Annotated in this window: 17 protein-coding genes; 13 read left to right on the top strand and 4 right to left on the bottom strand. The window is 73.3% G+C overall.

Going from position 1 to position 21,605, the window contains the following annotated elements; translation table 11 throughout:
* Nucleotides 1–21 precede the first annotated feature (21 nt).
* Complete coding sequence (locus tag ACH4PY_RS31705; RefSeq protein ID WP_398190862.1) at nt 22–210, top strand: ferredoxin; 189 nt, start codon at nt 22–24, stop codon at nt 208–210.
* Nucleotides 211–299: 89 nt separating this feature from the next.
* Here ACH4PY_RS31705 and ACH4PY_RS31700 read toward each other — a convergent pair whose 3' ends face one another.
* Complete coding sequence (locus ACH4PY_RS31700) at nt 300–3,173, bottom strand: ATP-binding protein (RefSeq protein ID WP_398190859.1); 2,874 nt, start codon at nt 3,171–3,173, stop codon at nt 300–302.
* A 459-nt stretch (nt 3,174–3,632) separates the two neighbouring features.
* On the opposite strand from ACH4PY_RS31700, the gene ACH4PY_RS31695 reads away from it, so the two are divergent.
* Both ACH4PY_RS31695 and ACH4PY_RS31690 read left to right on the top strand, forming a co-directional pair.
* Nucleotides 3,633–3,800 (top strand): hypothetical protein, encoded by a 168-nt coding sequence (locus ACH4PY_RS31695; protein ID WP_398190856.1) that lies wholly within the window; start codon nt 3,633–3,635, stop codon nt 3,798–3,800.
* Nucleotides 3,782–4,972 (top strand): NAD(P)/FAD-dependent oxidoreductase, encoded by a 1,191-nt coding sequence (locus ACH4PY_RS31690; protein ID WP_398190854.1) that lies wholly within the window; start codon nt 3,782–3,784, stop codon nt 4,970–4,972. The genes ACH4PY_RS31695 and ACH4PY_RS31690 overlap by 19 nt, the downstream gene beginning before the upstream one ends.
* Before the next feature lie 187 nt (nt 4,973–5,159).
* Here the strand turns inward: ACH4PY_RS31690 and ACH4PY_RS31685 are convergent, their stop codons facing one another.
* The gene (locus ACH4PY_RS31685; RefSeq protein WP_398190852.1) at nt 5,160–8,096 is read right to left on the bottom strand and encodes an AAA family ATPase; all 2,937 of its coding nucleotides are present in this window, start codon (nt 8,094–8,096) and stop codon (nt 5,160–5,162) included.
* A gap of 405 nt (nt 8,097–8,501) precedes the next feature.
* Here ACH4PY_RS31685 and ACH4PY_RS31680 point away from each other — a divergent pair, with 405 nt between their 5' ends.
* The 4 genes from ACH4PY_RS31680 to ACH4PY_RS31665 all read left to right on the top strand — a co-directional run bounded on the left by ACH4PY_RS31680 (nt 8,502) and on the right by ACH4PY_RS31665 (nt 11,944).
* Nucleotides 8,502–9,620: an isoafricanol synthase gene (locus ACH4PY_RS31680; RefSeq protein WP_398190849.1), complete on the top strand. Its 1,119-nt coding sequence runs from the start codon at nt 8,502–8,504 to the stop codon at nt 9,618–9,620.
* Nucleotides 9,621–9,684: 64 nt separating this feature from the next.
* The gene (msrA, locus tag ACH4PY_RS31675; RefSeq protein ID WP_398190846.1) at nt 9,685–10,197 is read left to right on the top strand and encodes a peptide-methionine (S)-S-oxide reductase MsrA; all 513 of its coding nucleotides are present in this window, start codon (nt 9,685–9,687) and stop codon (nt 10,195–10,197) included.
* Nucleotides 10,198–10,268: 71 nt separating this feature from the next.
* Nucleotides 10,269–11,198, top strand: a complete 930-nt coding sequence (locus ACH4PY_RS31670; protein ID WP_398190844.1) for a hypothetical protein — start codon at nt 10,269–10,271, stop codon at nt 11,196–11,198.
* Nucleotides 11,195–11,944 carry a hypothetical protein gene (locus ACH4PY_RS31665; RefSeq protein ID WP_398190841.1) on the top strand — a complete coding sequence of 250 codons (750 nt, stop codon included), beginning with the start codon at nt 11,195–11,197 and terminating at the stop codon, nt 11,942–11,944. Before ACH4PY_RS31670 ends, ACH4PY_RS31665 begins: the two co-directional genes overlap by 4 nt.
* A 28-nt stretch (nt 11,945–11,972) precedes the next feature.
* On the opposite strand, the gene ACH4PY_RS31660 is transcribed toward ACH4PY_RS31665, so the two are convergent.
* On the bottom strand, nt 11,973–12,539 hold the full coding sequence (locus ACH4PY_RS31660; protein WP_398190838.1) for a GNAT family N-acetyltransferase: 567 nt from the start codon (nt 12,537–12,539) through the stop codon (nt 11,973–11,975).
* Nucleotides 12,540–12,835: 296 nt separating this feature from the next.
* Between ACH4PY_RS31660 and ACH4PY_RS31655 the strand changes: the two genes are divergently transcribed.
* The 6 genes from ACH4PY_RS31655 (at nt 12,836) to ACH4PY_RS31630 (ending at nt 19,479) form a co-directional block, all read left to right on the top strand.
* Complete coding sequence (locus tag ACH4PY_RS31655) at nt 12,836–13,651, top strand: SCO2525 family SAM-dependent methyltransferase (RefSeq protein WP_398190835.1); 816 nt, start codon at nt 12,836–12,838, stop codon at nt 13,649–13,651.
* A 78-nt stretch (nt 13,652–13,729) separates the two neighbouring features.
* The gene (locus ACH4PY_RS31650; RefSeq protein ID WP_398190832.1) at nt 13,730–15,574 is read left to right on the top strand and encodes an SCO2524 family protein; all 1,845 of its coding nucleotides are present in this window, start codon (nt 13,730–13,732) and stop codon (nt 15,572–15,574) included.
* A 2-nt stretch (nt 15,575–15,576) separates the two neighbouring features.
* The gene (locus tag ACH4PY_RS31645; protein WP_398190829.1) at nt 15,577–16,494 is read left to right on the top strand and encodes an SCO2523 family variant P-loop protein; all 918 of its coding nucleotides are present in this window, start codon (nt 15,577–15,579) and stop codon (nt 16,492–16,494) included.
* Entirely contained in the window at nt 16,491–17,513 is a 1,023-nt protein-coding gene (locus ACH4PY_RS31640) for an SCO2522 family protein (RefSeq protein ID WP_398190826.1), read from the top strand. The genes ACH4PY_RS31645 and ACH4PY_RS31640 overlap by 4 nt, the downstream gene beginning before the upstream one ends.
* A gap of 4 nt (nt 17,514–17,517) precedes the next feature.
* Nucleotides 17,518–18,486 (top strand): SCO2521 family protein, encoded by a 969-nt coding sequence (locus ACH4PY_RS31635; RefSeq protein ID WP_398190920.1) that lies wholly within the window; start codon nt 17,518–17,520, stop codon nt 18,484–18,486.
* A gap of 54 nt (nt 18,487–18,540) precedes the next feature.
* Nucleotides 18,541–19,479: a DUF6879 family protein gene (locus tag ACH4PY_RS31630; protein WP_398190823.1), complete on the top strand. Its 939-nt coding sequence runs from the start codon at nt 18,541–18,543 to the stop codon at nt 19,477–19,479.
* A 61-nt stretch (nt 19,480–19,540) separates the two neighbouring features.
* Here the strand turns inward: ACH4PY_RS31630 and ACH4PY_RS31625 are convergent, their stop codons facing one another.
* Nucleotides 19,541–21,565, bottom strand: coding sequence for an NPCBM/NEW2 domain-containing protein (locus ACH4PY_RS31625; protein WP_398190820.1), 2,025 nt, complete (start codon nt 21,563–21,565; stop codon nt 19,541–19,543).
* Between the last annotated feature and the right edge of the window lie 40 nt (nt 21,566–21,605).

Genomic DNA, 21,605 nt, shown 5'->3' with positions numbered 1-21,605 from the left:
GGCACCTTGGGGAGTCAGCAGATGAGAGCCAGCGTCGACAGCAAACGCTGCCAGGGCCACTCGATGTGTATCGTCCTGGCACCCGACGTGTACGTCGTCACCGAGGAGGGTTTCAACGAGCAGGGCGACTTCGACGTCGTCCCGGAGCAGGAGGACCAGGCCCGGCGCGGCGCCGGCGCGTGCCCCGAGCGTGCCATCACCCTCGCGTAGTCCGGGCCGGAGGATCCGACGGCGGCGGGGTGCACCCGGGCCGGCCCCGGACGCACCCCGCCGCCGTCGTGCGCCGCGGACCCCGGACGTCAGATCCTGCTCGCCACCAGGCGTACGAGCGCGCTGCGCGAGGTGATGTTGAGCTTGCGGTAGATGCGGTTCAGGTGCACGTCGACCGTACGGGGGCTCAGGTGCAGCCGCTCCGCGACCTCGCGGCTGCGCAGGCCGGTCCCCGCGAGTGTCGCGACCTCGCGTTCCCGGTCGGTCAGGACCGACATGAGCCCCTGGTCCTGGGCCGCCGGGTACTCCGGCGCCGGAGCGTGCGTCCGGACCGGCGGGGTCACCGGTAAGCGGGGTACGCCGGCGGTGGCCGGGTCGACCGCGCGGCCGGTGATCGCCTCGGCGGTCGCCCGAAGCCTCTCGGCCCGCCAGGGCGCGTCCGAACTCTCCAGACAGGCCGCCGCGTTGGTCAGCGCCCAGGCGCGGGCCCAGATCGCCTCACCGGACTCCAGCAGCCGGGCCGCCTCCTCGTAGAGGACCGCCGCCCGCTCGCTGCTGCCGTTCTGCCGGGCCCGGTGGGCCTCGGCGGTCAGCGCGAACGCTTTGGTCTGCGCCAGCCCCGAGACGGTCGTGTCGGCCGCCTGCATGGCCCACACGGAGGCCGGCCGGCCGCTGAAGGCCGAGGCGCCCGCGAGCAGTTCGAGGGCGCGCGGACGTACCGACGGCGGCAGTTGCGGCAGTGTCGGGTCCGCCGCGAGCAGGCCGAGCAGGTCCAGCCCGAGGTTGTGGTCCCCCGCGAGCTGCGCCGCCTCGGCGAGCCACAGCCGGGCCAGCGGGCTCCAGTGGCCGCCCTGCTCGAAGCGCGGGGCGCGGGTGGCGAGGTGCTCGCCGGCCAGGCCGGCGAGCACCTCGCTGACCGAGACCACGATCCTGGCCAGCCCGCCCTCCAGGCCCGCCGCGGCGGCGGCGGACTCGGCGGCGGCCGCGCTCGCGCGGGCTTCGTCGAGCCGGGCCAGCGCGATCTGGCTGAACGCCAGCCCGAGCAGGAAGACCGGCCGCAGGTAGCCCTGGCCGGTGGCGCGCAACGCGGCCTCACCGCGCGTCAGATGCCGTTCGGCCGAGGCCGGGCGGCCGACGATCAGTTGGCTCCAGCCGAGCGCGGCCAGCTGTTCGGGGTGCCCCATCCGGCTGGTGACCAGTGGTCCGACAGCCGTCGAGGCAAGTTCCGTCGCCGCGGCGGCCCGCTCCTGGCCGGCGGTCAGCGCCGCGTGCAGGGCGTCCATGGCGTACGCCGCCGCCACGTCGGCGGGGTCGGCCGTCCGGGAGGCCAGGCGCAGCGCCTCGTCGACCGCCTCGCGGGCCGGCGGACGCCCGGCCAGCAGGTCGATGAACCCCTGGAGCAGCAGGACGGAGACGCCGCCGTCGGCCGGTGCGTGCCGCCGGCCGGCCGACCCGCCGCTGTCGAGTATCGACCGTGCCTCCACGTAGTGGCCGAGCGCCGCCCCGATGCGGGCGCCCAGATCGACGGCGGCGCCGAGCATGCCGGTCGGGCTGACCCGCTCCACGTCGAACAGTTCGCGCAGGACGTCGTGGCTCTCGTTGAGAGCGCCCGTCGACGCCAGCGCGGCGGCCAGAGCCAGCAGGGCCTCGCCGCGCTCGTGGCCGGGCGGCAGACCTTGGAGCGCGAGCCGCAGCCAGCGCACGGCGGCCGCCGGCTCGGCGGCGAGCACCTGCTGCGCGCCGCGCAGCAGGACCGCGGCCTCCTCCGGCAGCGGCTGGGTGCCGAAGTGCTCGATGTCCCTGGCCACCTCGTGGTCCGGGGCGCCGATACGCATCCGGGCCTCGGCGGACCGGCGGTGCGCCTTGGTCCGCGAGCAGGGCGCCAGCTCTTCGTACACCGCCCGCTGGAGCAGCGGATGACGGAACGTCAGACCCGCCGCGTCCACCGCTGCACGCAGCAGGTCCCGTGCGTCGAGCGTGTCGAGGATCTGGCAGACCCGCAGGTCGTCCAGGCCGGCCACCTGCGCCACCACCCGGCTGTCGACGGGACTGCCGACGACCGCGGCGCTCTGGAGGACGAGCAGTTCCTCCGGGGTGAGCGGACCGGTCTCGGCGAGCAGCCGGGTGGCGAGTTCGTCGGGTACGGCCCGCATGGGGATCGGTTCGGTGCCTCCGGACCCCGCGGTCAGGCCGGACCGGGCCGCGGCGCGGGCGAGCGGGTTGAGGTAGAGGGGGACACCGTGGCTCTCACGGTGCAGCCGGCGCAGCAGCGGGGCGTCGGGCGCCATGCCGACCATCGCGGCCGACTCCCGCAGGGTCAGCGGCGCGAGCTCGATCCGCCGGACCGTGCGGTGTTCCACGCCCTGGGCGAGCGCGCCGCGCAGCCGCTGGGCGGCCTGCCGGGGGCGCTGGGCGATCACCAGGTAGAGCGGGATGGTGATGCGCTGGCGCAGGAGGTAGTCGACGACCTCCAGCGTCTCCGGGTCGGCCCAGTGCACGTCGTCCATGATCAGCAGCAGGCCGTCGTCCTGGGACCAGTCGCGCAGCAGGGCGTTCATGGCCCGCAGGAACGCGCAGCGCTGGTCGGTGCCGGTGCCGGTGGCCTCCGTGCCGCTGAAGGGGCCGGAGGCCAGGATGCGCACGAGGGCCGCCGGATCGACGGCCGAGGGCGTCCCGGAACCGCCCAGCGGGTTGGTGAGGGCGTCGGCGATGCCCTGGTACGGCGTCGCCGACTGGTACTCGGCTCCACAGGTCCTGAGCACTCTGATGCCCCGTCGCTGCGCCTCCTCGGCGAGGGCGGTCAGGAGCCAGGTCTTCCCGGAGCCGGGGTCGCCCCGGAGCTCTGCGATGGTTCCCGCACCGGTGGCGATGACGTCGAGGCCGGCGAGGAGTGCCTGGAGGGTGGGGGGGCGGACTTCGGATGGCTGCCGCGCGAAGTCCGCAGAACGCACATGTGCCGACACGACTTCCGATTCTCCTCTGAAACGGCGGATATGTCCGGAATTGCAATAGTCGGGGCGGGCGGGATCGACGGATGGTTCTTATCTTATTAGTCCGCTTACGCGGGTCACCTCGGTTTGCTACGGGTGGTTACGCGGAATTAATTATTCCGCTTGTGTTCGACATGCGGGGGAGGGTGGTGCTGTATAATGTTCGGCCGAAGCAGGTAACCCTTCTTTCCGGCCTTTTTCACGGCCTATTCGTGAGGTCGCCACGTCTTCGCAGCCTGAACCCGAATTCTCCGCGCCCGGCCCGGTGCGGCCGGGCCCGCGCGGGGCGTTACCGGGCAGGTCCGGTCCAGGGCCGGGGCCCCGGGCATGTCCGGAACGGGTACGGCCGGTGGGCGCCTAATGTGGGCTTAAGGTCCACGCGCCATCGTTCCGGGACCACCCACGGAGCGAGGTTCCGGACTCGGAGGAAGAGTGATTCGCGGAACGTTCTGGCCGGGCAGCGGAAGAAAAATCTTCCCGCCGCTCAAGCCCTATTCGCAGAAGATCCCCGAGGGCCCGTCGCCGGCCCGTCCGGAACGGCTCGACCCGCACGTCCGCCCGGAGGCCGAGGAGCGCGGGCCGTGGTCGCGGCCGGCCTGACGCCCGCTCCGGGAGCCGGTGAGCACCGGGGCGGCTGGGGCGGCGCCATGCGCCGGATCGTGGTCGTCGGCGCCTCGATCGCCGGGCTCACCGCCGCGGAGAGCCTGCGGGCCGAGGGCTTCGACGGTTCGCTCGTGCTGCTCGGCGAGGAGGCCCACCGGCCCTACTCCCGGGTGCCGCTGTCCAAGGAACTGCACCTGGGCGGGGCGCTGCGGGACGCGGTACTGCTGCCGGAGCCCGGTGACGGCATCGAACTGCGTACCGGGAGCCGGGCGGTGGGGCTCGACACCGCGCGCCGGGTGGTGGCCCTCGCGGGCGGTGAGGAGGTCCCGTACGACGGGCTGGTCGTGGCAACCGGCGCCCGCGCCCGCCGGCTCGGCGACGAGGACCTGGTCCTGCGCACCCTCGACGACGCGCAGAAGCTGACAGGGCGTCTGGCGGGGGCACGCGGGGTCGTCGTCGTCGGCGCCGGCTTCCTCGGCATGGAGCTGGCCTCGGCCTGCCGGGCGATCGGCCTCGACGTCACGGTCGTCGACCGCGAACCGCCGCTCGCCCGGTTCCTCGGCGACTGGCTCGCCGGCTTCACGGTCGCCGCCGCCCGGGACCGCGGGGTGGTCTTCCGGCTCGCCCCGGAGGGCGCCGTCCCGCTCGGCCCGCACGCCTTGCGCCTCGGCGGGGAGGTGCTGGAGGCGGACGTGGTCGTCACCGCTGTCGGCGACCTGCCCAACACCGACTGGCTCGCCGGTTCCGGCCTGCCGCTGGACGGCGGCCTGGTGGTCGACGGGCGCTGCCGGGTGGCGCCGGGGATCGTCGCCGCGGGGGACGTCGCGGCTCTGCGCACCCCTGACGGCCGCACCCGGCGGACCCCGCACTGGACCAACGCCGTCGACCAGGGCCGGGCCGCCGCGGCCACCCTGCTGCACGGCGACGCCGCGCCGGTCCGCAGGCCGGCCCCGTACTTCTGGACGGAGCAGTTCGGCCTCGACGTCAAGATCAGCGGCGAACTCCCCCCGGCCGGACCGCCCGAGGTGCTCGCCGGCTCGCCCGGCGACCGCAGCGCGCTGCTGCGATGGCGTCACCCCCGCGGCGCCACGGCCGTCGCCGTCAACCACCGGATGCCCGTTCCCCGGCTCCATCTCCTCGGCGCCCACGCCGAGAGCGGCAGCGGCTGACGAGCCGTCGTGAGCCGTACGGAAACCCGTCCGGGCGCCGTGGCGAGCGCCTCGGCGCCCGGACGACGAGCAGGGGTGAAAGGGCCCGCCGCCCGTTCGGACCGTTCCGTAGGACGACGACAGGTGACAGGCGTCACCACCGGCCACTTCCCGCTGCCGGCCGGCGGCAGCGGGAAGTGACCGGACATCAGCCGCCGGACCTGCGCTCCCACCGCTCGGTCCGCGCGACCAGCCGCGCGAGACCGGTGTGGTCGCAGCCCGCCTTGACGTATATCTCCGACAGCATCCGCGTCACCGCGGACTCCGTGGAGCCCAAAGCCTCCGCGATCCGGGTGTTGCTCCAGCCCGTGGAGGCCCACTCGGCGACCCTGCGCTCCTGGAGGGTCAGCGACGCGGCCTCCGCGCTGCGCGGCTGCAGCGGCCACAGCCCGGTCGCGTCCAGCTCCTCCCGGGCCCGTGCCGCGAGCGCCTCCGCCCCGCATTGCACCGCGCCCTCCAGGGCCCGGTGCAGCTGCTCGGCGGCCTCCTGCGGCTGACCGGTCCGCCGCAGCGCCACGCCGTGGTCGAACAGCGCCCGCGCCAGGTCGAAACCGGACGGCGAACGCTCCAGATGGGCGACCGCCTCGGCCAGCACCGCGGCCCGCCGCTGCGGCGGGGTGACGACGGCCTGCGCGTGCAGCGCCTGCCCGATCGCCGACTGCGTGCCGAACCGCCGGGCCCGGCTCAGCCCTTCCTCGGCCACGGCCGCCGCCCGCACCGGATCCGACGGTTCGAGCGCCCGGGCCAGGTCCAGCTGCCACGGGCACCACGCCGGGTTGCGCATCCCGCGGGCGTCCAGCCGCTCCCCGGCCCGGGTGAGCTGCCACTCGGCGTCCCGGTTGCGGCCCAGCGCGAGCAGCAGCTCGCCGTACACGGTCTGCGAGTCGGGGTAGACCACCGCGCTCGGCGTGATCTCGCCGTAGCGGTAGGAGGCGGCCAGCTCCTGCGCCTCGGCGGTCCGGCCGCGGGCCAGCAGGATCTCGATGAGGATGCCCACCGCGAAGTACTGCGCGGGCACCTGGTGGCCGACCCGGTCGGCGATCCGCAGCCCGTCGCGGACCATGGACTCCGCGGTGCTCAGCCGGCCGCGCCGGTAGCGGATGTAGCCCAGCAGCGTGCAGCCGAACGACAGGTGCGCACCGCGCCAGCCGCGGTCCTGGCACTCCACGATGCCCTGGCTGAACAGCTCCTCGGCGCGCCCCGGCTGGTCGCAGTACATGAAGGTGAGCGCCACCAGCACCGGGACCTCGAAGCCCCAGCGCTCGTCCGTCCACGACAGTCCCTCGCCGAGCGCCTGCTCGGCCCAGTACAGCGCGGTCGGCGCGGGCTCGCCGCGCACCATCGCGTCCCACGCGCGCAGCCCCAGGATGTAGCGCTCGGCCAGGCCGCGGCCGGTGAGGTGGTCGGCGAGCCGGGTGAGCTTGCGGGAGCGGGCGGCGGAGTCCCGCTCGTCTGCCCGGAAGGCGTTCCACATGAACTGCTCGGCCTGCATGTGCAGCCGGGTCTTCGCGTCGGTCGCCCAGCGCGCGGCCTCCGCGACCGTCTCGGCCGCCTCCGCCATCCGGTCGCAGTGCCCGAGCGCCTGCGCCAGCCGGTAGACGATCGCCTCCTTCAGACCGGGCGACAGCACCGGCTCGTCGAGCGCGGCCCGCAGGTGGTTGACGGTGATCGCGGGTTCGGTCAGCAGCGCGGAACAGCCCAGGTCGTACAGCACCTGCGCGCGGTCCTCCATCGCGGGCGGCTCGCGCAGCGCCCGCGCCAGACAGCGCCGCGCGGCGTCCGGGGCACCGGCCCTGCGGTACTCGCGGGCCGCCTCCGACAGCTGCTGCACCACCCACGGGTCGCTCTCCGGATGGGTCTCCAGCAGATGCCGGGCGGTCGCGGTGACGCCCAGGCCCGCCTGCGACACGACCGCCGCGGCCTGGCCGTGCATCGCGACCCGGAAGGCCGCCGGGATCGCCCGGTAGACGGCCGTCGCGACCAACGGGTGGAAGAACTCCAGCCGGCCGCCCTCCGCGTCGTGCCCCTCACGGGCCGGGTCGGCGAGGATACGGGCCTCGCGCAGCCTGGCGACCGCGTCCGCGGACTCCGCCTCACCGAGCCCGCCGACGCTCGCGGCCCGGCCGCGGGACGCGTCGGCGCCCAGCACCGCCGCGCTCCACGCGAAGCGGACGACCGAGGTGCCCATCCGCTCCAGCCGCTCGACGAGCCCGCCGCCCTTGACGGCGGAGGCCATCTCGCGCAGCTCGGGCATGTGCACCGACTGCGGCTTGAGCCCGCGGTCGGCGACCCGGGCGGCCAGCTCCACCGCCTCGAAGGGGTTGCCGCCGGTCACCGCCCAGGTCTCCCGGCAGAAGGCCTCGTCGGCGTCCTCGCCCAGGGTGTCCCTGACGATGCGTCCGACGGCGCCCGGCGTCAGCGGCGCCAGGTCCAGGGTGCGCGATCCGTGCCGCTCGGCCAGCCGGCCGAACGCGGCCGCGTCGTGCGGGAGTTCGTCGGGCCGGTAGGCCACCACCAGGAGCATCGGCAGCTCGGTGACCCGCGGCGCGAAACCCGTCAGCCAGGCCAGCGACTCGGCGTCGGCCCAGTGCGCGTCGTCCAGCATCAGCACCAACGGGGCGTGCTGGACGGCGAAGCGGGTGACGATCCAGTCGAGCCCGTCGCGCACGCCCTGCGGGTCGGGCGCGCTGTGGCTCGCCCCGGCCACCAGGCCCACGGCCGGGGCGACGATGTCGTACCAACTGCCCAGCGTCCGGCGGTGCTCGGCCTCCGTCGAGGTCGCCAGCAGCGGTTGCAGCAGATGCCGTACGACCTGGAAGGCCACGCCCTGCTCGTGCTCGCCGCCGCGCGCGGACAGCACCGTGCAGCCGCGTGCCGCGGCCCGCCTGCGCACCTCGCCCAGCAGTGTCGTCTTGCCGAGCCCGGCCGGCCCGGCGAAGGCCAGTAAGCCCCCGGTGCCGGCCGCCTCGGCGCCCTGTGCGGCGCCGGTCAGGTCGGACAGCAGGCCCTCCAGCGCGGTGGTCTCCGCCTCGCGTTCGAGCAGCAGCCGCCGCGACCGTCCCGGCCGGTCCCCTCGGAATGCCATGTCGTTTCCCCTGAACGTGCGTTGGCTCCGTCACGCGTCCTCGGAAGGTCCAGCGTACGCACCCGGTCACGCGGTGACGTCCCCCTCCGCAGTTATTGCACCGGCTTGGCGCCACCTGCCGCGCGGCCGGGCAGAAAACGGTACCCTCCCACCCCCCCGTTCGGGGGGAGCGCCGGCCGCACGCGCCGCGCGGGGCGCGTGTCGCGCGCTTCGGCGGAGGCGTCGCCCTTGACGCCGGCCCGCGCCGTGCGGGGCGCGTGTCGCGCGCCCCGAGGCGGTCTGGTCTCCCGGCGGCCGCTGCCCCTACGCTCGAACCCCCGCACGCGCCCCGCACGCAGATCCGTAGGCCGATCGCACCCGCGCCCGCCCGCGCAGCCGGGCGCGCCGGGCACTCAGGAGGGCGATATGTCACCCGAGCCCGTCGCCGCACCCCCCGGTCCCGCCCGCCCCGGCCCGGCCGACCCCACCCGGCGCACCGCCGCCGTCCGCATCCCCTTCCCGGCCCGGCTGAACCCGCACGCGGAGCGGGCCAGACAGCACACCCTGCAATGGGCGCAGGGCATGGGCCTGCTGACCGGCGACACCGCGACGGCGGAGTACGACGCGCTGCGCCTGGAAAGGCTGATGGCCTACTTCTACCCCGACGCCGGAGCCACCGACCTGGAGCTGTCGGCGGACTTCAACGCCTGGTTCTTCATCTTCGACGACCAGTTCGACGGGCTGCTCGGCGCCCAGCCCGAGCGGATCCGCGGGCTGGTCGCCGACCTGGCCGCGACCATGGCACCGGAGCCGCGGGCACCCGCGGCCGGGACGGAACCGGACGGCCCGCTGGTGCGCTCCTTCCGCGACATCTGGGAGCGCTCGACCGACGGCACCGCGCGGCACTGGCAGATCCGCTTCCGCGACCACTGGGCCGCCTACCTCGCCGCGCACGAGGGCGAGGCCCACCACCGCAACGCCGAGCGGCTGCCGGGCCTGGCGGACTTCCTCACCGTCCGGCGCGACACCATAGGCGTGCGGCCCTGCCTGGACTTCACCGAGCGCTGCGGCGGCTACAGCCTGCCCGACGACGTCTACCGCACCCCGGCGCTGCGCGAGATGCGCGAGATCACCTGCGACGTGGTGATCTTCGTCAACGACATCGTGTCGCTGGTCAAGGAGCTGGCCGCGGGCGACGTCAACAACAGCGTCGTGGTCCACCGCACCGAGCAGGGGTGCGGCGTCGAGGAGGCGGTCGCGCACGTCGCGCGGCTCGCCAACACCCGCACCGCCCGCTTCGTACGCCTGGCCGCGGACCTGCCGCGCGCGCTGGCCGGGCTGCGCCTGGACCGCACCGCCCGCGCGCACGTCGACCACTACGTGGAGGGCATGCGGCACCTCATGGCCGGCAACCTGACGTGGTCGCTCGCCACCGCCCGTTACGACGAGGCGGGCGTCGCCGCCGTCAGCGACGGGCGCCGCCGACCGTGGAGCCTGCTCGTCCCGCCCGGCCGGGCGGAATCGTGCGGCCCCCCGGCACGTTGACATCCTTGCGGGAGGAACCCGGGAAACCGGGAAACGGCAGTCCAGACGCGAGGAGAGGACGGAGATGGCGACGCAGACACAGCGGGCGGTTCTGGCGGGCGGGTGCTTCTGGGGGATGCAGGACCTGATCCGCAAGCTCCCCGGGGTCACCGCGACCCGGGTCGGCTACACCGGCGGTGACGTGCCGAACGCGACGTACCGCGACCACGGCACGCACGCCGAGGGCATCGAGATCCTCTTCGACCCGGAGCGGACCGACTACCGTGCGCTTCTGGAGTTCTTCTTCCAGATCCACGACCCGACCACGAAGAACCGCCAGGGCAACGACATCGGCCTGGCCTACCGCTCGGCGATCTACTACACCGACGACGAGCAGAAGCGCGTCGCCGAGGACACCATCGCCGACGTGGAGGCCTCCGGCCTGTGGCCCGGCAAGGTCGTCACCGAGGTCGAGCCCGTCGGCCCGTTCTGGGAGGCCGAGCCCGAGCACCAGGACTACCTGGAGCGCTACCCGGACGGCTACACCTGTCACTATCCGCGGCCGAACTGGCGGCTGCCCGCCCGCAGCGGGAACTGACCGCCCCGGCCGGACGGCGGGCGCCGCTCCCCGCACTGCGGGACGGCGCCCGCCGTGCTGTACTGGCCGGTATGGAGCGCAAGCATCCGGCGATGCCGTCGCTGCGCCCCGGGCACGGCGGCCACGGCGGCCGGCCCGGCGCGGCGGGCCGCGCCGCACGGGAGGCCGACCGGCAGCGCGAGCGGGTCCGGCTGATGATCCAGATCACCGCCCGCGCCGGGGAGTACCGCCGAGGGCTGCTGCACGCGGTCTCCCGGCTCAGCCCCGAGGAGGCGCAGATCCTCTCCGACCTGGAGGAGCACGGCCTCCAGGTGCCCCAGCTGCACGACGTGCTGTGCGGCGGCCACGTCCTGGTGGACGACCCCGCGCTGTACGACCGCTGGCGGGAGGGCAAGGGCAGCCACCCGCGGATCTCCAGCCACCACCGCGACATCGACAAGAAGCGCTACCCGGACATCGGCATGCGCGGCCACGTGGTGCGCGAGAAGCTGCACGGCCGCACCGCGACCGGCACCTGGGTGCAGCTGGAGAAGACGCCCGCGGCCTTCGGCGGCAGCAAGATGCCCAGCCTGGACGACCTGCGGCACCTCATGGACTACGTCGTCTACCGCTGCACCGGCAGCAACGTCGGGCCCTGGGGCCTGTCCCGGATGACCGAGCGGCGCCCGATGTACCTCTCGCCGCTGGTCGCGGTGCCCACCGCGCTGACCGCACCGGTGGCCGGGGCGCTGACCACGACGCTGCGCCGGATCGAGGAGTCGGACGACACCACCGCCGTCTCCCGCGAGCTGGCCGGCCGCTTCCCGCCCCCCGAACGGGAAGATCCGGCCGCCGAGCTGGGACGGGCGCTGCCGGGGCGCGGCGGGCGCGGACTGTTCGGCAGCTCCGAGGTCTGGGTCACCCAGACGCCCTCGCGGATCGCCGCCCGGGTGCTGCGCGAGCGGCGCGAGGAGGCCGTGGCCTTCCCGGGCCCGGCCCGCCCCGAGGGAGGCCCGCGGTGACCGCGCAGCCGTCCGGCGCGGCGGACCAGCCGGGTGCGGCGGCGGTACCCGAGGGACTGGTCACCGCCGTGGTGAACATGGTGCACACCGGCCCGGTGCTGCTCGGCGCCTACACCATCGCCGAGCTGACGGCCGTGGACGCGATCGTGGACTTCCTGGAGGCCCGTCCCTCCGACGACGAGCTGACCGAGGCCGTACGGTCGCTGGCTGCCCGGCAGCTGCTGCTGGCCGGCAGCGGCGGTGAGCAGGTGCAGGTGCGCGGCGACCTGGGCATCGCGGTGGCCTTCCAGCAGCGCGCCCGGATGGTGCTGGACGCCCGTGTCACCGGCACGGGGTCCGGCGAGCCCTGGCGCGTACTGCTGCTGCCGCAGCCCGAGCACATCTGCCTCATGGTGCGCATCGACGCGCTCGGCGTCCACCAGATCAGCCTGCACACCTTCGACGAGTCGCTGCGGATGCTCACCGAGTGGCTGCCGCGCGGCGGCGCCGCCGAACGCGACCGCACCCCGGACACCGACACGCTGCTCGCCGGGGCGGAGCGCTCCGCGCTGGTCACCGTCACCCACTACACCGCCGAGGGCTCGGCGGAGACCGCCGGCGAGAGCACCGACCTGGTGCTGGCCCGGTGCGACGGGCGGCTGCACGTGCTGGCCCGCGACCCCGAACGGCCGGACGAGCTGGTCCCCGAACGGGTGGAGGGCAAGGAGGGCGTGCGCGACCGCATCGCCGGCCTGCTGACCGGCTGAACCGCCCCCCTCACCTCCGGTCGCGCCGCTACGCCTCCGCCGGCAGTGCGACCGCGCCCGCCAGCGGAAGGACCATCAGGACCCGGTCCGAGCCCGCCCCGAAGTAGTCGCTGCGCCGGTCCACCCGGGAGAAGCCGAGCGACCGGTACAGGTCGAGGGCGGCCGCGTTGGCCGGCTCGACGGTGAGCCACACCTCCCGCACCCCCCGCAGGCACAGGCCGCGCAGCGACTCGGTCATGAGCAGCCGGCCGAGACCGCGGTGGCGGCACTCCCGGTCGATCGCCAGGCCGAGTATCCAGCAGCGGGCCGGGTCGGAGGTGACGCCCGCCAGCACGTAGCCGAGCAGGGTGCCGCCGTCGTCGACCACCAGGAGGTCGTCGCGGTAGAGGTCGTAGAACTGCCGCAGGACGAAGTAGGGGTAGGCGTGCTGCTGGAAGACCTCCTGGTCCAGACGGTGCAGTTCGGGCAGGTCGGCGTCGTTCACCGCGCGCACGCGCGGCGGCAGCGCGCCGTCGGCCGGGACGAGTGCGGGCGCGCAGGCCGGCAGCAGCGGCGTCAGCCGCGGGCTGCCGGCGTCGGGCAGATGGGTCGTCATGCCACTCCTCGGGGGCTGGGGACGGGGACGGGGACGGGCCGGAACCCGGTCCGCCGGACTTCGGAGGTCGACGCCGCGTTCCCCCATTCGGCTGACATGGGCTCGCGCGCGTGCGTAAGGTGGGGCCGGCGCCGTGTTCACCGGTTCTGACCAGGATCAGCCGCGTTTACCCGCTGTTCAAGGTGGGATACGGATGAAATGCGCGTATGCTGCCACGCGCCCTCCGTGCGCCCTGCGCTAATCCAGCCGTCCGTACGGTGGGCGTCGGTGGCCAAGTTCGCCGCTATTATGGGGAGATGGATCTCGGAACGCCCCCAACGGCGAACGACTCTGCGCGCACGGCTGCGCCTCGGCTGAATTCGGACGCCCCGTGGGACGCGTTCGACTCGCGGGCCTACGTTGATCACAATTATGGTCACCTGCGCTCCGATGATGCGAAGATCCTCGAAGTCGTACGCAAGCATTTCGCCGATCACTTCCGGGACACCCCCGACTCCGCGGGCGCCCGGCTGCGCGGAATCGACGTCGGCCCTGGGGCAAATTTGTACCCGTCGATGTCCATGCTCCCGTGGTGCGGGACCATCACGCTCTACGAGCGCTCCGCCGCCAATGTCGGCTATCTGCGCGGCCAGCAGAAGTCCTACGACGCCCACTGGGACCAGTTCTGGGACGCGCTGTGCGAGCAGGAGGTCTACGCCCGGCGGGTGGCCGACCCGCGGGCCGCGTTCGCCCGCGCCGCACGGGTCGAGCAGGGCAACCTGTTCGACCTCGGCGAGCGCGGCGAGCGCTGGCAGATCGGCACGATGTTCTTCGTCGCCGAGTCGCTGTCCACCTCCGAGACCGAGTTCCTGCTCGCGGTCGAGCGCTTCATGCGGGTCCTGGAACCCGGCGCTCCCTTTGCGGCTGCTTTCATGGAGGGCTCACTGGGGTACAGGGTCGGTGACACCCTTTTTCCCGCGTGCAGTGTCACGGCGGCCGATGTGCGCAGGAGCCTCAGCCCGTTCGCCGAGGGCGAGGAAGTCGCGATCACCCCGGTCGGAATGCCGGGTGGCGCACTGCGTGAGGGATACGAGGGAATGATCGTGGCCTGCGGGCGGCGCGGGCACGCGTGACGAGTACGGAGTAATCCGACCGGGGTGCGTCCGGACACCGTACGAAGTGCGACGGTGCACCTGGTGGAGGGGTGGGGAATGCAGATCAAGCCGCGGCAGCACCTGCTGGACATCTGGCAGGCCATTTCACGCCATTCGTTTGCCGACGGCAGCTGGGAGTGGGGTGAGACGGGTGGATTGAGCAGTGTCGCCGACGCCGAGCGGCTGCTCTGCCTGATGTATCCCGCCACCGAAATCCCGGCTTTCCGGCTGGACGACCCGGACACCACCGAGCGCGATGTGCAGAACGCGCTCAAGAACGCCGGCGGGCGCGTGGAGATCCCGGCGAAACTCGTCAGCGTCCTCGCCGACTTCATGCGCAACCACACCACCGACGACAAGCGCCCCAGCTTCTCCGGTGGCCACTACTTCGTCTCCGCGGACCCGGACCTGGAACTGTCCGAGGAACAGCGGTCCATCGGCGTGGTCGACTCCTTCTCGATGTCGATCACCCTGTGCCTGGCCACCCTCGGCTTCCTCAAGGTCTACGAGTCCAAGACCCGCCGCTCCGACGTACGCGCGCAGATCGACGAACTGCGCGGCGCCACCGAGACCCGGCTGACCGCCGCCATGGTGAGCCTGCTGCGCTCCTTCACCGTGAACGTCTTCGACCCCGACGAGCCGCAGGGCCGCACACTGTGCGGGGTGCTCGGGCAGGGCCGGCTGTCCGAACGCGTCGTCGTCGAGCGCTTCCAGCGCCGCTTCGAGGCCCTGCGCGCCACGATCGGCGAGAGCCTCACCCTCGGTGTCGACATCGCCGACCGTCTCAAGGACGAGAACCAGCTCTTCGAGTGCGGCTGGGCCTGGACGCTGGTCAAGGAGGCCCCGCCGGTCGACACCAGCGAGCCCATCGGCCCGCAGCCGGGCGGCGCCGCCCGGCCGATCCCCTACCTGTACTTCACCGTCGTCGCCCTCGACGGCATCCAGGACCTCTTCAGCGACCGCACCCTCACCCTGGGCCTGCTCACCGCCGAACAGCAGCGCCTGGCCGAGGCGTTGCGACTGCGCTGGGAGATCACCCAGCAGTACTGGTCCGGCATCGCCCGCTTCAACGAGACGACCTGGCCGCTGGAGGACATCCCCTGGCGGACCACCGGGCAGCGGCTGGAGTCGGAGTACTTCTCGCTCTGCGTCGCCTCCATCCTCGTCCACGACCTGGTCCGCCGCCGCGCCACCGACGACGACCTGACCCGTACCGTCGCCGTCATGGAACGGCTCGCCGAACGCGGCCGGATCAGCAGCCGGCTGATGGTCGGTGACAAGGCCATCGGCCTGCACAGCCCCGGGATCCGGCTGCCGCTCCAGGGCAGCAGCGAGACCGGCAACCCCATGCAGTGGACCATGGGCGATTTCTCCGCGATGCTCCTCAAGCGGAGCATCCAGCTGTGCACCCTGTCCCGCAACATCACCTCGCACGACCGGCTGCTGCGGCTCGCCGAGAAGATCTTCGACCACATGTGGAAGCGCCGCATCACCGCCGGTGTGGGCGCCGGGCTGTGGGACAGCGTCGGTACGGTCTTCCCCGACGCCACCTCCAGCCCCCCGGCGGAACTGACCTGGGGCGTGACCGAGCGCGTCATCGAGTGCATGGTCGCCGGGCGGCAGCTGTACGTGCAGGCCCCGATCCGCAGCATCGACCTCGTCAACTACGCCTCCTGGCTGCTCAGCGAGGCCACCCACCTGCTGGGCAACGAGCAACTGGAGCCCACCTCGGCCCTCGACGCCTCCCGCGGCCTGGCCCTCAAGGGCGTCGAGGTCAAGCTCAACCGCGCCCGGGACCTCGCCGAACGGCAGCCGGGCACCGCGGTGGCGCTCACGATGGAGATCCTCGGCGAACTCGACGGACTGGCCCTGGCCAGACAGACCGCTTCGCGGGGAGTGTGACGGTGCTCGTCTTCGCAGCCTCCGACAAGGGCGGCACCGGCCGTTCCGTCACCAGCGCCAACCTCGCCTTCCGCCGCGCCCTGGGCGGGGACGACGTGTGCTACCTGGACTTCGACTTCGGCTCGCCGACCGCCGCCGCCGTCTTCGACGTGCCCAAGGCGATGGGCGGGATCGAGCAGGGCGGTCTGCACTCCTACCTCCAGGGCAAGGCGATCGAACCGGCCCGGCTGGACGTCTGGGCCGAGACCGAGCACCAGCTGCTGCGCGACCGCCCGGCCAACTCCGGCAACCTGGTGCTCCTGCCCGGCGACCGCAGCGGCGGCGAGTTCGCCGTCGCCAAGGACACCGTGCAGCGCTGCATCGACCTCTTCCTGCGGCTCGACAGCGAGTTCGAGGTCGTGATCGTCGACCTCAGCGCCGGGCGCAGCTACGCGATGGACATGGCCCTCGACGTGACCGCCCGCCCCGAGATGCGCGGGGTGCGGTCCCGCTGGCTGGTCTACCACCGCTGGACGCGGCAGCACGTCATCGCCGCCTCCGGACTGGTCTTCGGCCAGCGCGGCATCCTGGCCGGCGGTGTCGCCCGCGGCCACGACAAGGAGGAGCTGCGCTCGGCCATCCGGTTCGTGCGGGCCGCTGTGCCCGACCCGGAGGCACCGCCGTGGTCGCTGGTGCCGGCCGCCCAGTCGTCCTGGATGCGCAAGTGCGACCAGGACCTCGACCGGCTCGCCGCCGACCGGGACGTCGGCTTCAGCGCCGCCATCGGCACGGTGCCGCTGGAGCCCGTCCTCCAGTGGCGCGAGCAGCTGATCACCGACGAGGACGTGCTCTCCAGCCGGATCGCCAACCTGGAGACGCTCACGGCACTCCAGGACCTCGCCGACAAGCTCACCGACGACGAGGCGTGGGGGCCGGTATGACGGACACCGGGACCGCCGCCACGGCGGCCGCGACCACCGTGCCCGTCAGCGGCCACGGGAACGGCCCCGGCCGCGTCTTCCGGGAGACGGCGGCCGAGGCGCGCGTGCAGTCGGTGCCGCTCGCCCAGCTGTCGCTGGAGCTCGGCCACCTCTACATGGAGGACTTCGAAGCCGGACCGGAACGCCTGCGCACCCACTTCACACAGGTCAAGCCATGGGCCGACGCCGCCAGGGTGCTCGCCGCGGCGGGCGGCGGGCGGGCCCGCGTCAGCACCTGCTTCCTGGTGGACGACTACTTCACCCGCTTCTCCACCCCGGCCGAACTGCTCCCCATGGTGATCGCCGAGGCCGAGCGCGCGGGCCTGACGATCGACTACCTGGCCCGCGAGTCCGGCTGCGCCGTCGCCGGCGGCACCCCGGTGGCCGAGGAGGTGCAGGCCCGCCTCGTCGAGTCGCCGGTCCCCGGCACCGACGGCACCCGCCCGCCCGCGGTGCAGACCGGCTGGCTCGCCAACGGCCGGCGCAGCCCCGCCGGGGACCTGCCCGAGGCGATGGCCCCCGGCGAGCCCTGGCACCCGCCCGCCGAGACGGCCGCGCGCCGGCATTCCGTCTTCGTCGACGTCGAACTGTGGGACGAGGTGGACGGCCGCCGCTGGTGGTCCTGCCCGTTCCTGGCCGCCGTCTGGCAGCTCGCCCGGCTCGGCCTGCTGCGGCACGCCGGGGACCCGGTGCTGCAACCCGTGCCCTGGACCGGCACGGAGTTCCCGCGCGACTGGGACGAGCTGCCGCCGGTGGTCCGGCTCAACCCCGCCGCGGCGCCCTTCTCGGCGTACCGCACCTGCTCGGTCCTGCCCGCCCGCTTCATGGGCGTCGAGCACGCCGTGCGGGTCGTCCTCGACCAGGTCGACATCGACGCCGAGGCGCTCGCGCAGGTCGCCCGGCGCTCGCTGGGCGAGGGGATGCCGGTGCCCGAGGAGATCACCGACCGCATCTCCTACGTCATGTACGCGGGCGGGTGACGTGATCCCGGGCGGGGGGACGGCGGCGATCGCCCAGCCGGTGCTCGCCTGCGGCGAGGTGCGCACCTGCCTGTTGCAGAACTCCCAGGCGCTCGCGTCGCCGGCCGCGGCCGGACTGCTGCGGCTGCGCGCCGGGCGGCAGGTGCTGCAGTCCGAGCGGCCGGGGGCGTACGCGCTCTCGCCCGAACTGCTGACCGGCGTCGACTGCCAGTTGCCCACGGCCTCCGGCGCCCGGGTCCGCGCGGTGGGCACGGTCGCCTCGCGCGCCGCCCTCACCGGCGGCCGGCTGCTGCAGACCGACGCGTTCTGCACGGCGACGGCCGACGGCCCGGACCGCCGCCGCCCCTGGGGCCACTACCTGGCCCGGCCCGGCGTCGTCGAGCCGTTCGGCAAACTGCCCGACCGGGACGTGGCCGCGGGCTGCCTGAGCGGCCCGGCCCGGCCCGGCGAGCTGGACCTGGGCGCGATAGCCGAGCACCTGCTGCGCAACGTTCTGCGCAATCCGGTGCTGGACCGGGCGGCGCCCTTCCGGGCCCAGGTGACGCGGCTGCGCTGGGTCGCGCTGCGGGCCCCGGACGGCGCGGAGCCGTCCCTGGAGAACTTCACCCTCGCGCAGGACGGTCTGCGCACGGTGGAGCTGCGGCTGGCGGGGAGCACGGGAACGGCCGCGGCGGCGAGGCTCTGCGAGGACCTCGCCCTGCACGACTGGCTGCTGACGACCCTGGTGCGGATGGTCGAGCGCAGCCGGCTCGGTTCGGTCGACGGGCGTGTCGCCGTGGCCTCGCTGCGCCCGGCCGTCGATCATCTGCTGCACCTGTGGATGCCCACCGCACGGGTGGACCGCCTGCTGCACCCGCTGTGGGAGGTGCTGGAGCGGGAACCGGGGTTCAGCCGGCAGTGGCAGATCCTGGTGCAGCGGATCAGGGACCAGCTCGCGCTGCTGGCCGTCTCCGCGCATGTGCAGCAGCCATGACCTGCCCGCCCGCGGGCTCGTAGGAGCACGAACCCATCAGGGGGAGATGACGACATGGCCGGAACGCTGGGGACCGGGTCGGGGGCGCAGACCGCGCCGTCCCGCATGGTGCCGCCCGTACTGTTCAAGACACTGCTGACCGCGCTCGTCGGCGGTGCCACCTATCTGCTGACGGACGCCACCAACCAGCCCGAGGTGTGGAAGCTGACCTCTTCCATCTTCCTGGGCGGGGCGGCCCTGATCATCCAGTACATGACCGACTTCGAACGCCGGCTCACCTCCGTCGAGCACACCATCGCCACCCACAACGCGGAGATGAGGGAGCTCGTCGCCAACGGCTTCGCCCGGATAAACGAGGCCACCGAGCTGTTCGGCCTGGTGGACCGGTCGGCGCTGCCGCCCGACGGCGTCTCCCGGCTGATCCGCAGCGCCAGCAAGGTCGGCACCGGGTCGCCGGCCATCATGCAGGCCTTCGCCCGCGCGGAGGTCAGCCAGCTCACCAGTCTGATGGAGAACCTCAACGCCAAACTCGTCGACTACGAGGGCGAGGACCACGACTGGATCGTCACCCTCACCGGCTGCGCGGTGGACACCATCGACGCCACCAGCACCGCCGTGGACCGCGACTTCTGGCCGAGCGAGCTGGGCCAGCGCTATCTGCGGGCGCAGCGTGACGCCATCGACGCGCACGGGGTGCGCATCCGGCGGCTGTTCATCATCGAGAAGCCCGAGGACAACACGATCGACCTGGGCCAGCTGTGCGACGACCAGCAGAGCCTGGGCATCGAGGTCAAGGTGCTCGCGCTGTCCGACCTGTCGCCGATCGCCAGGATGGACGAGACCAACGACTTCATCGTCTTCGACGAGTCGCTGTCCTACGAGATCGGCTCTGACCTGCGGGGCGTCAACACCAAGACGCTCATGGACCTGCGGGCGGACCGGGTGGCCAAGCGGGTGCAGCGCTTCCAGACGCTGTGGGAGGCGGGCCGCTGACGTGCCGGTGCCCCCGCGGGTCGCGCGGGGGCACCGGCCGTTCACGGCGGGGGAGCGGTGATCAGGAGCAGGTGATCCGCGCGTCCGCCCAGTCGGCGTGGTCGCTGTCGTTGCCGTCGCCGCCGTCGGTGACGACCAGGTGCACGACCTGGGCGCCGGTGACGTCGGCCGACAGCGGGTGGCCGCCGGTGGTGCTGGTGACGACGCCGCTGTCGGCGACCTGCTTGCCGTCGGCGAGCACCAGGAACTCCACCGAGCCCTTGCTGTTCTTCTTCTCGTCGTCGATGCCGACGGTCGCGGTCAGCGAGGTGCACGTCCCGGCGGTGTAGAAGGCGACGTCACTGGGCGCGTGGACGCCCAGGCCCTTGGCGAAGACGGTGCCGCCGAGGGTGATCGGGTGGCCGTCGCCGGCCCCCGTCTCGCCGTTGCTGCTGTCACGTTCGACCGGGCCCCAGCCGTTGCTCGCCGACTCCCACTGGAGGTCGCTGAGGAAAGAGGTGCCGGCCGGCGGCGGCACGGCGACGGAGATCTGGCCGGTCAGCGGGACGCTGACGGCCGACTTCCCGCCGACACCGCGGTAGGTGACGGTGCCGGAGAGGGCGTAGGTGCCGGTCGCCGTCCCCGCGGGAACCTCGATGTGCCAGGTCGTGTTCAGCGTGCGGCCGCCGGGAAGCGCCGGGGTGCCGGTGCTGCCCTTGGGACGGATCGACCAGCCGTCGGGGGCGTTGAGCTTCACCTTGACCGCGAGCGCCGGCAGGGTGCCGAGGTCGGCGGCGTACGCCGTGACGTCGGCGCCCTGGCCGGGCTGGATGTGCACGGACGTGCCGCCGACGCCGGCGTCGACCAGGGCCGGGTCCAGCAGGGCGCCGACGTCCCGGGAGACGCGCAGGAGCACGGTGCCGTGCGCCGGGACGGTGGCGGCCAGGGTGCCGGACGACTGGTAGTCGCGGTGCTGCCACAGGTCGCGCACCTTGTAGCCGGTGGCGGAGGCGGGCAGGCCGGCCGCCTTGGCGGTCGTGGTGATGTGCTGCGGCTGGTCGGACTCGTTGTACAGCGCGACCGCGCGGTCGCCGTTCGCGAGCTGCTTCACGACGACCTTGGTGCCGCTGTCGGTGGAGGCGAGCACGCTCGCCTGCTTGCCCAGCGGGTCCTGGTCGAGGGCGATGACCTCCTTGTTGAGCAGGATGTCCATCGTGGCGGGGGTGGCCTTGCGCAGGTCGGTGCCGATGAGCAGGGGGGCGTTCATCATCGACCACAGCGAGAAGTGCGTGCGGTACTCGGTGTCGGTCATCCCGCCGTTGCCGACCTCCAGCATGTCGGGGTCGTTCCAGGCACCGGCCCGCGCGTAGGAGGACAGCGGCAGGTTGGCGTCCGTGATGGACTTCAGGCTGCCCCAGTTGTCGCTGATGTCACCGGTGGTGCGCCACAGGTTGCCGATGTCGCCGGCCCACTTCCAGGGTTCCAGCTGGCCCCACTCGCAGATCGAGTAGACGATCGGCCGGCCGGTGGCCTTGAGGGCGTCTCCCATGGCGGTGTAGCGGTTCAGGAAGTCCGCCATGGTGCCGTCGCTCTTGTTGTTGCAGTTGTCGTACTTGAGGTAGTCCACGCCCCAGTCGGCGAACGACTGGGCGTCGGCGGCCTCGTGGCCGAGACTGCCGGGGTAGCCGGCGCAGGTGGCGGTGCCCGCGTCCTCGTAGATGCCGAGCTTGAGGCCCTTGCTGTGGACGTAGTCGGCGGTGCCCTTGATGCCGTCGGGGAACTTGGCCGGGTCGGGGACCAGCCGGCCGTCGGCGTCGCGGGTGTGGGTCATCCAGCAGTCGTCGATGTTGACGTAGGTGTAGCCCGCGTCCTTCAGACCGGAGCTGACGAAGTAGTCGGCGGTGTCCTTGATCAGCTGCTCGCTGACGTTGCAGCCGAAGGAGTTCCAGTCGTTGAAGCCCATCGGCGGGGTGAGGGCGAGGCCGTTGTCGACGGCCGCCGCGGACGGCGCCGTGGCGACTCCGGCGGCGACGGCGGCCACGCCGAGTCCGCCTGCCCACAACGCCCCTGCGGTGACGCAGGACAGGATCCTGCGGGTGATCGGCATACGAGTCCCATCGTAGGTTCCGGAGAGAGCACCGGCGCGG

The organism is Streptomyces sp. NPDC021224 (genome assembly GCF_044332905.1).
GTDB lineage: Bacteria > Actinomycetota > Actinomycetes > Streptomycetales > Streptomycetaceae > Actinacidiphila.
This window is presented reverse-complemented; position numbering and strand designations above follow the sequence as displayed.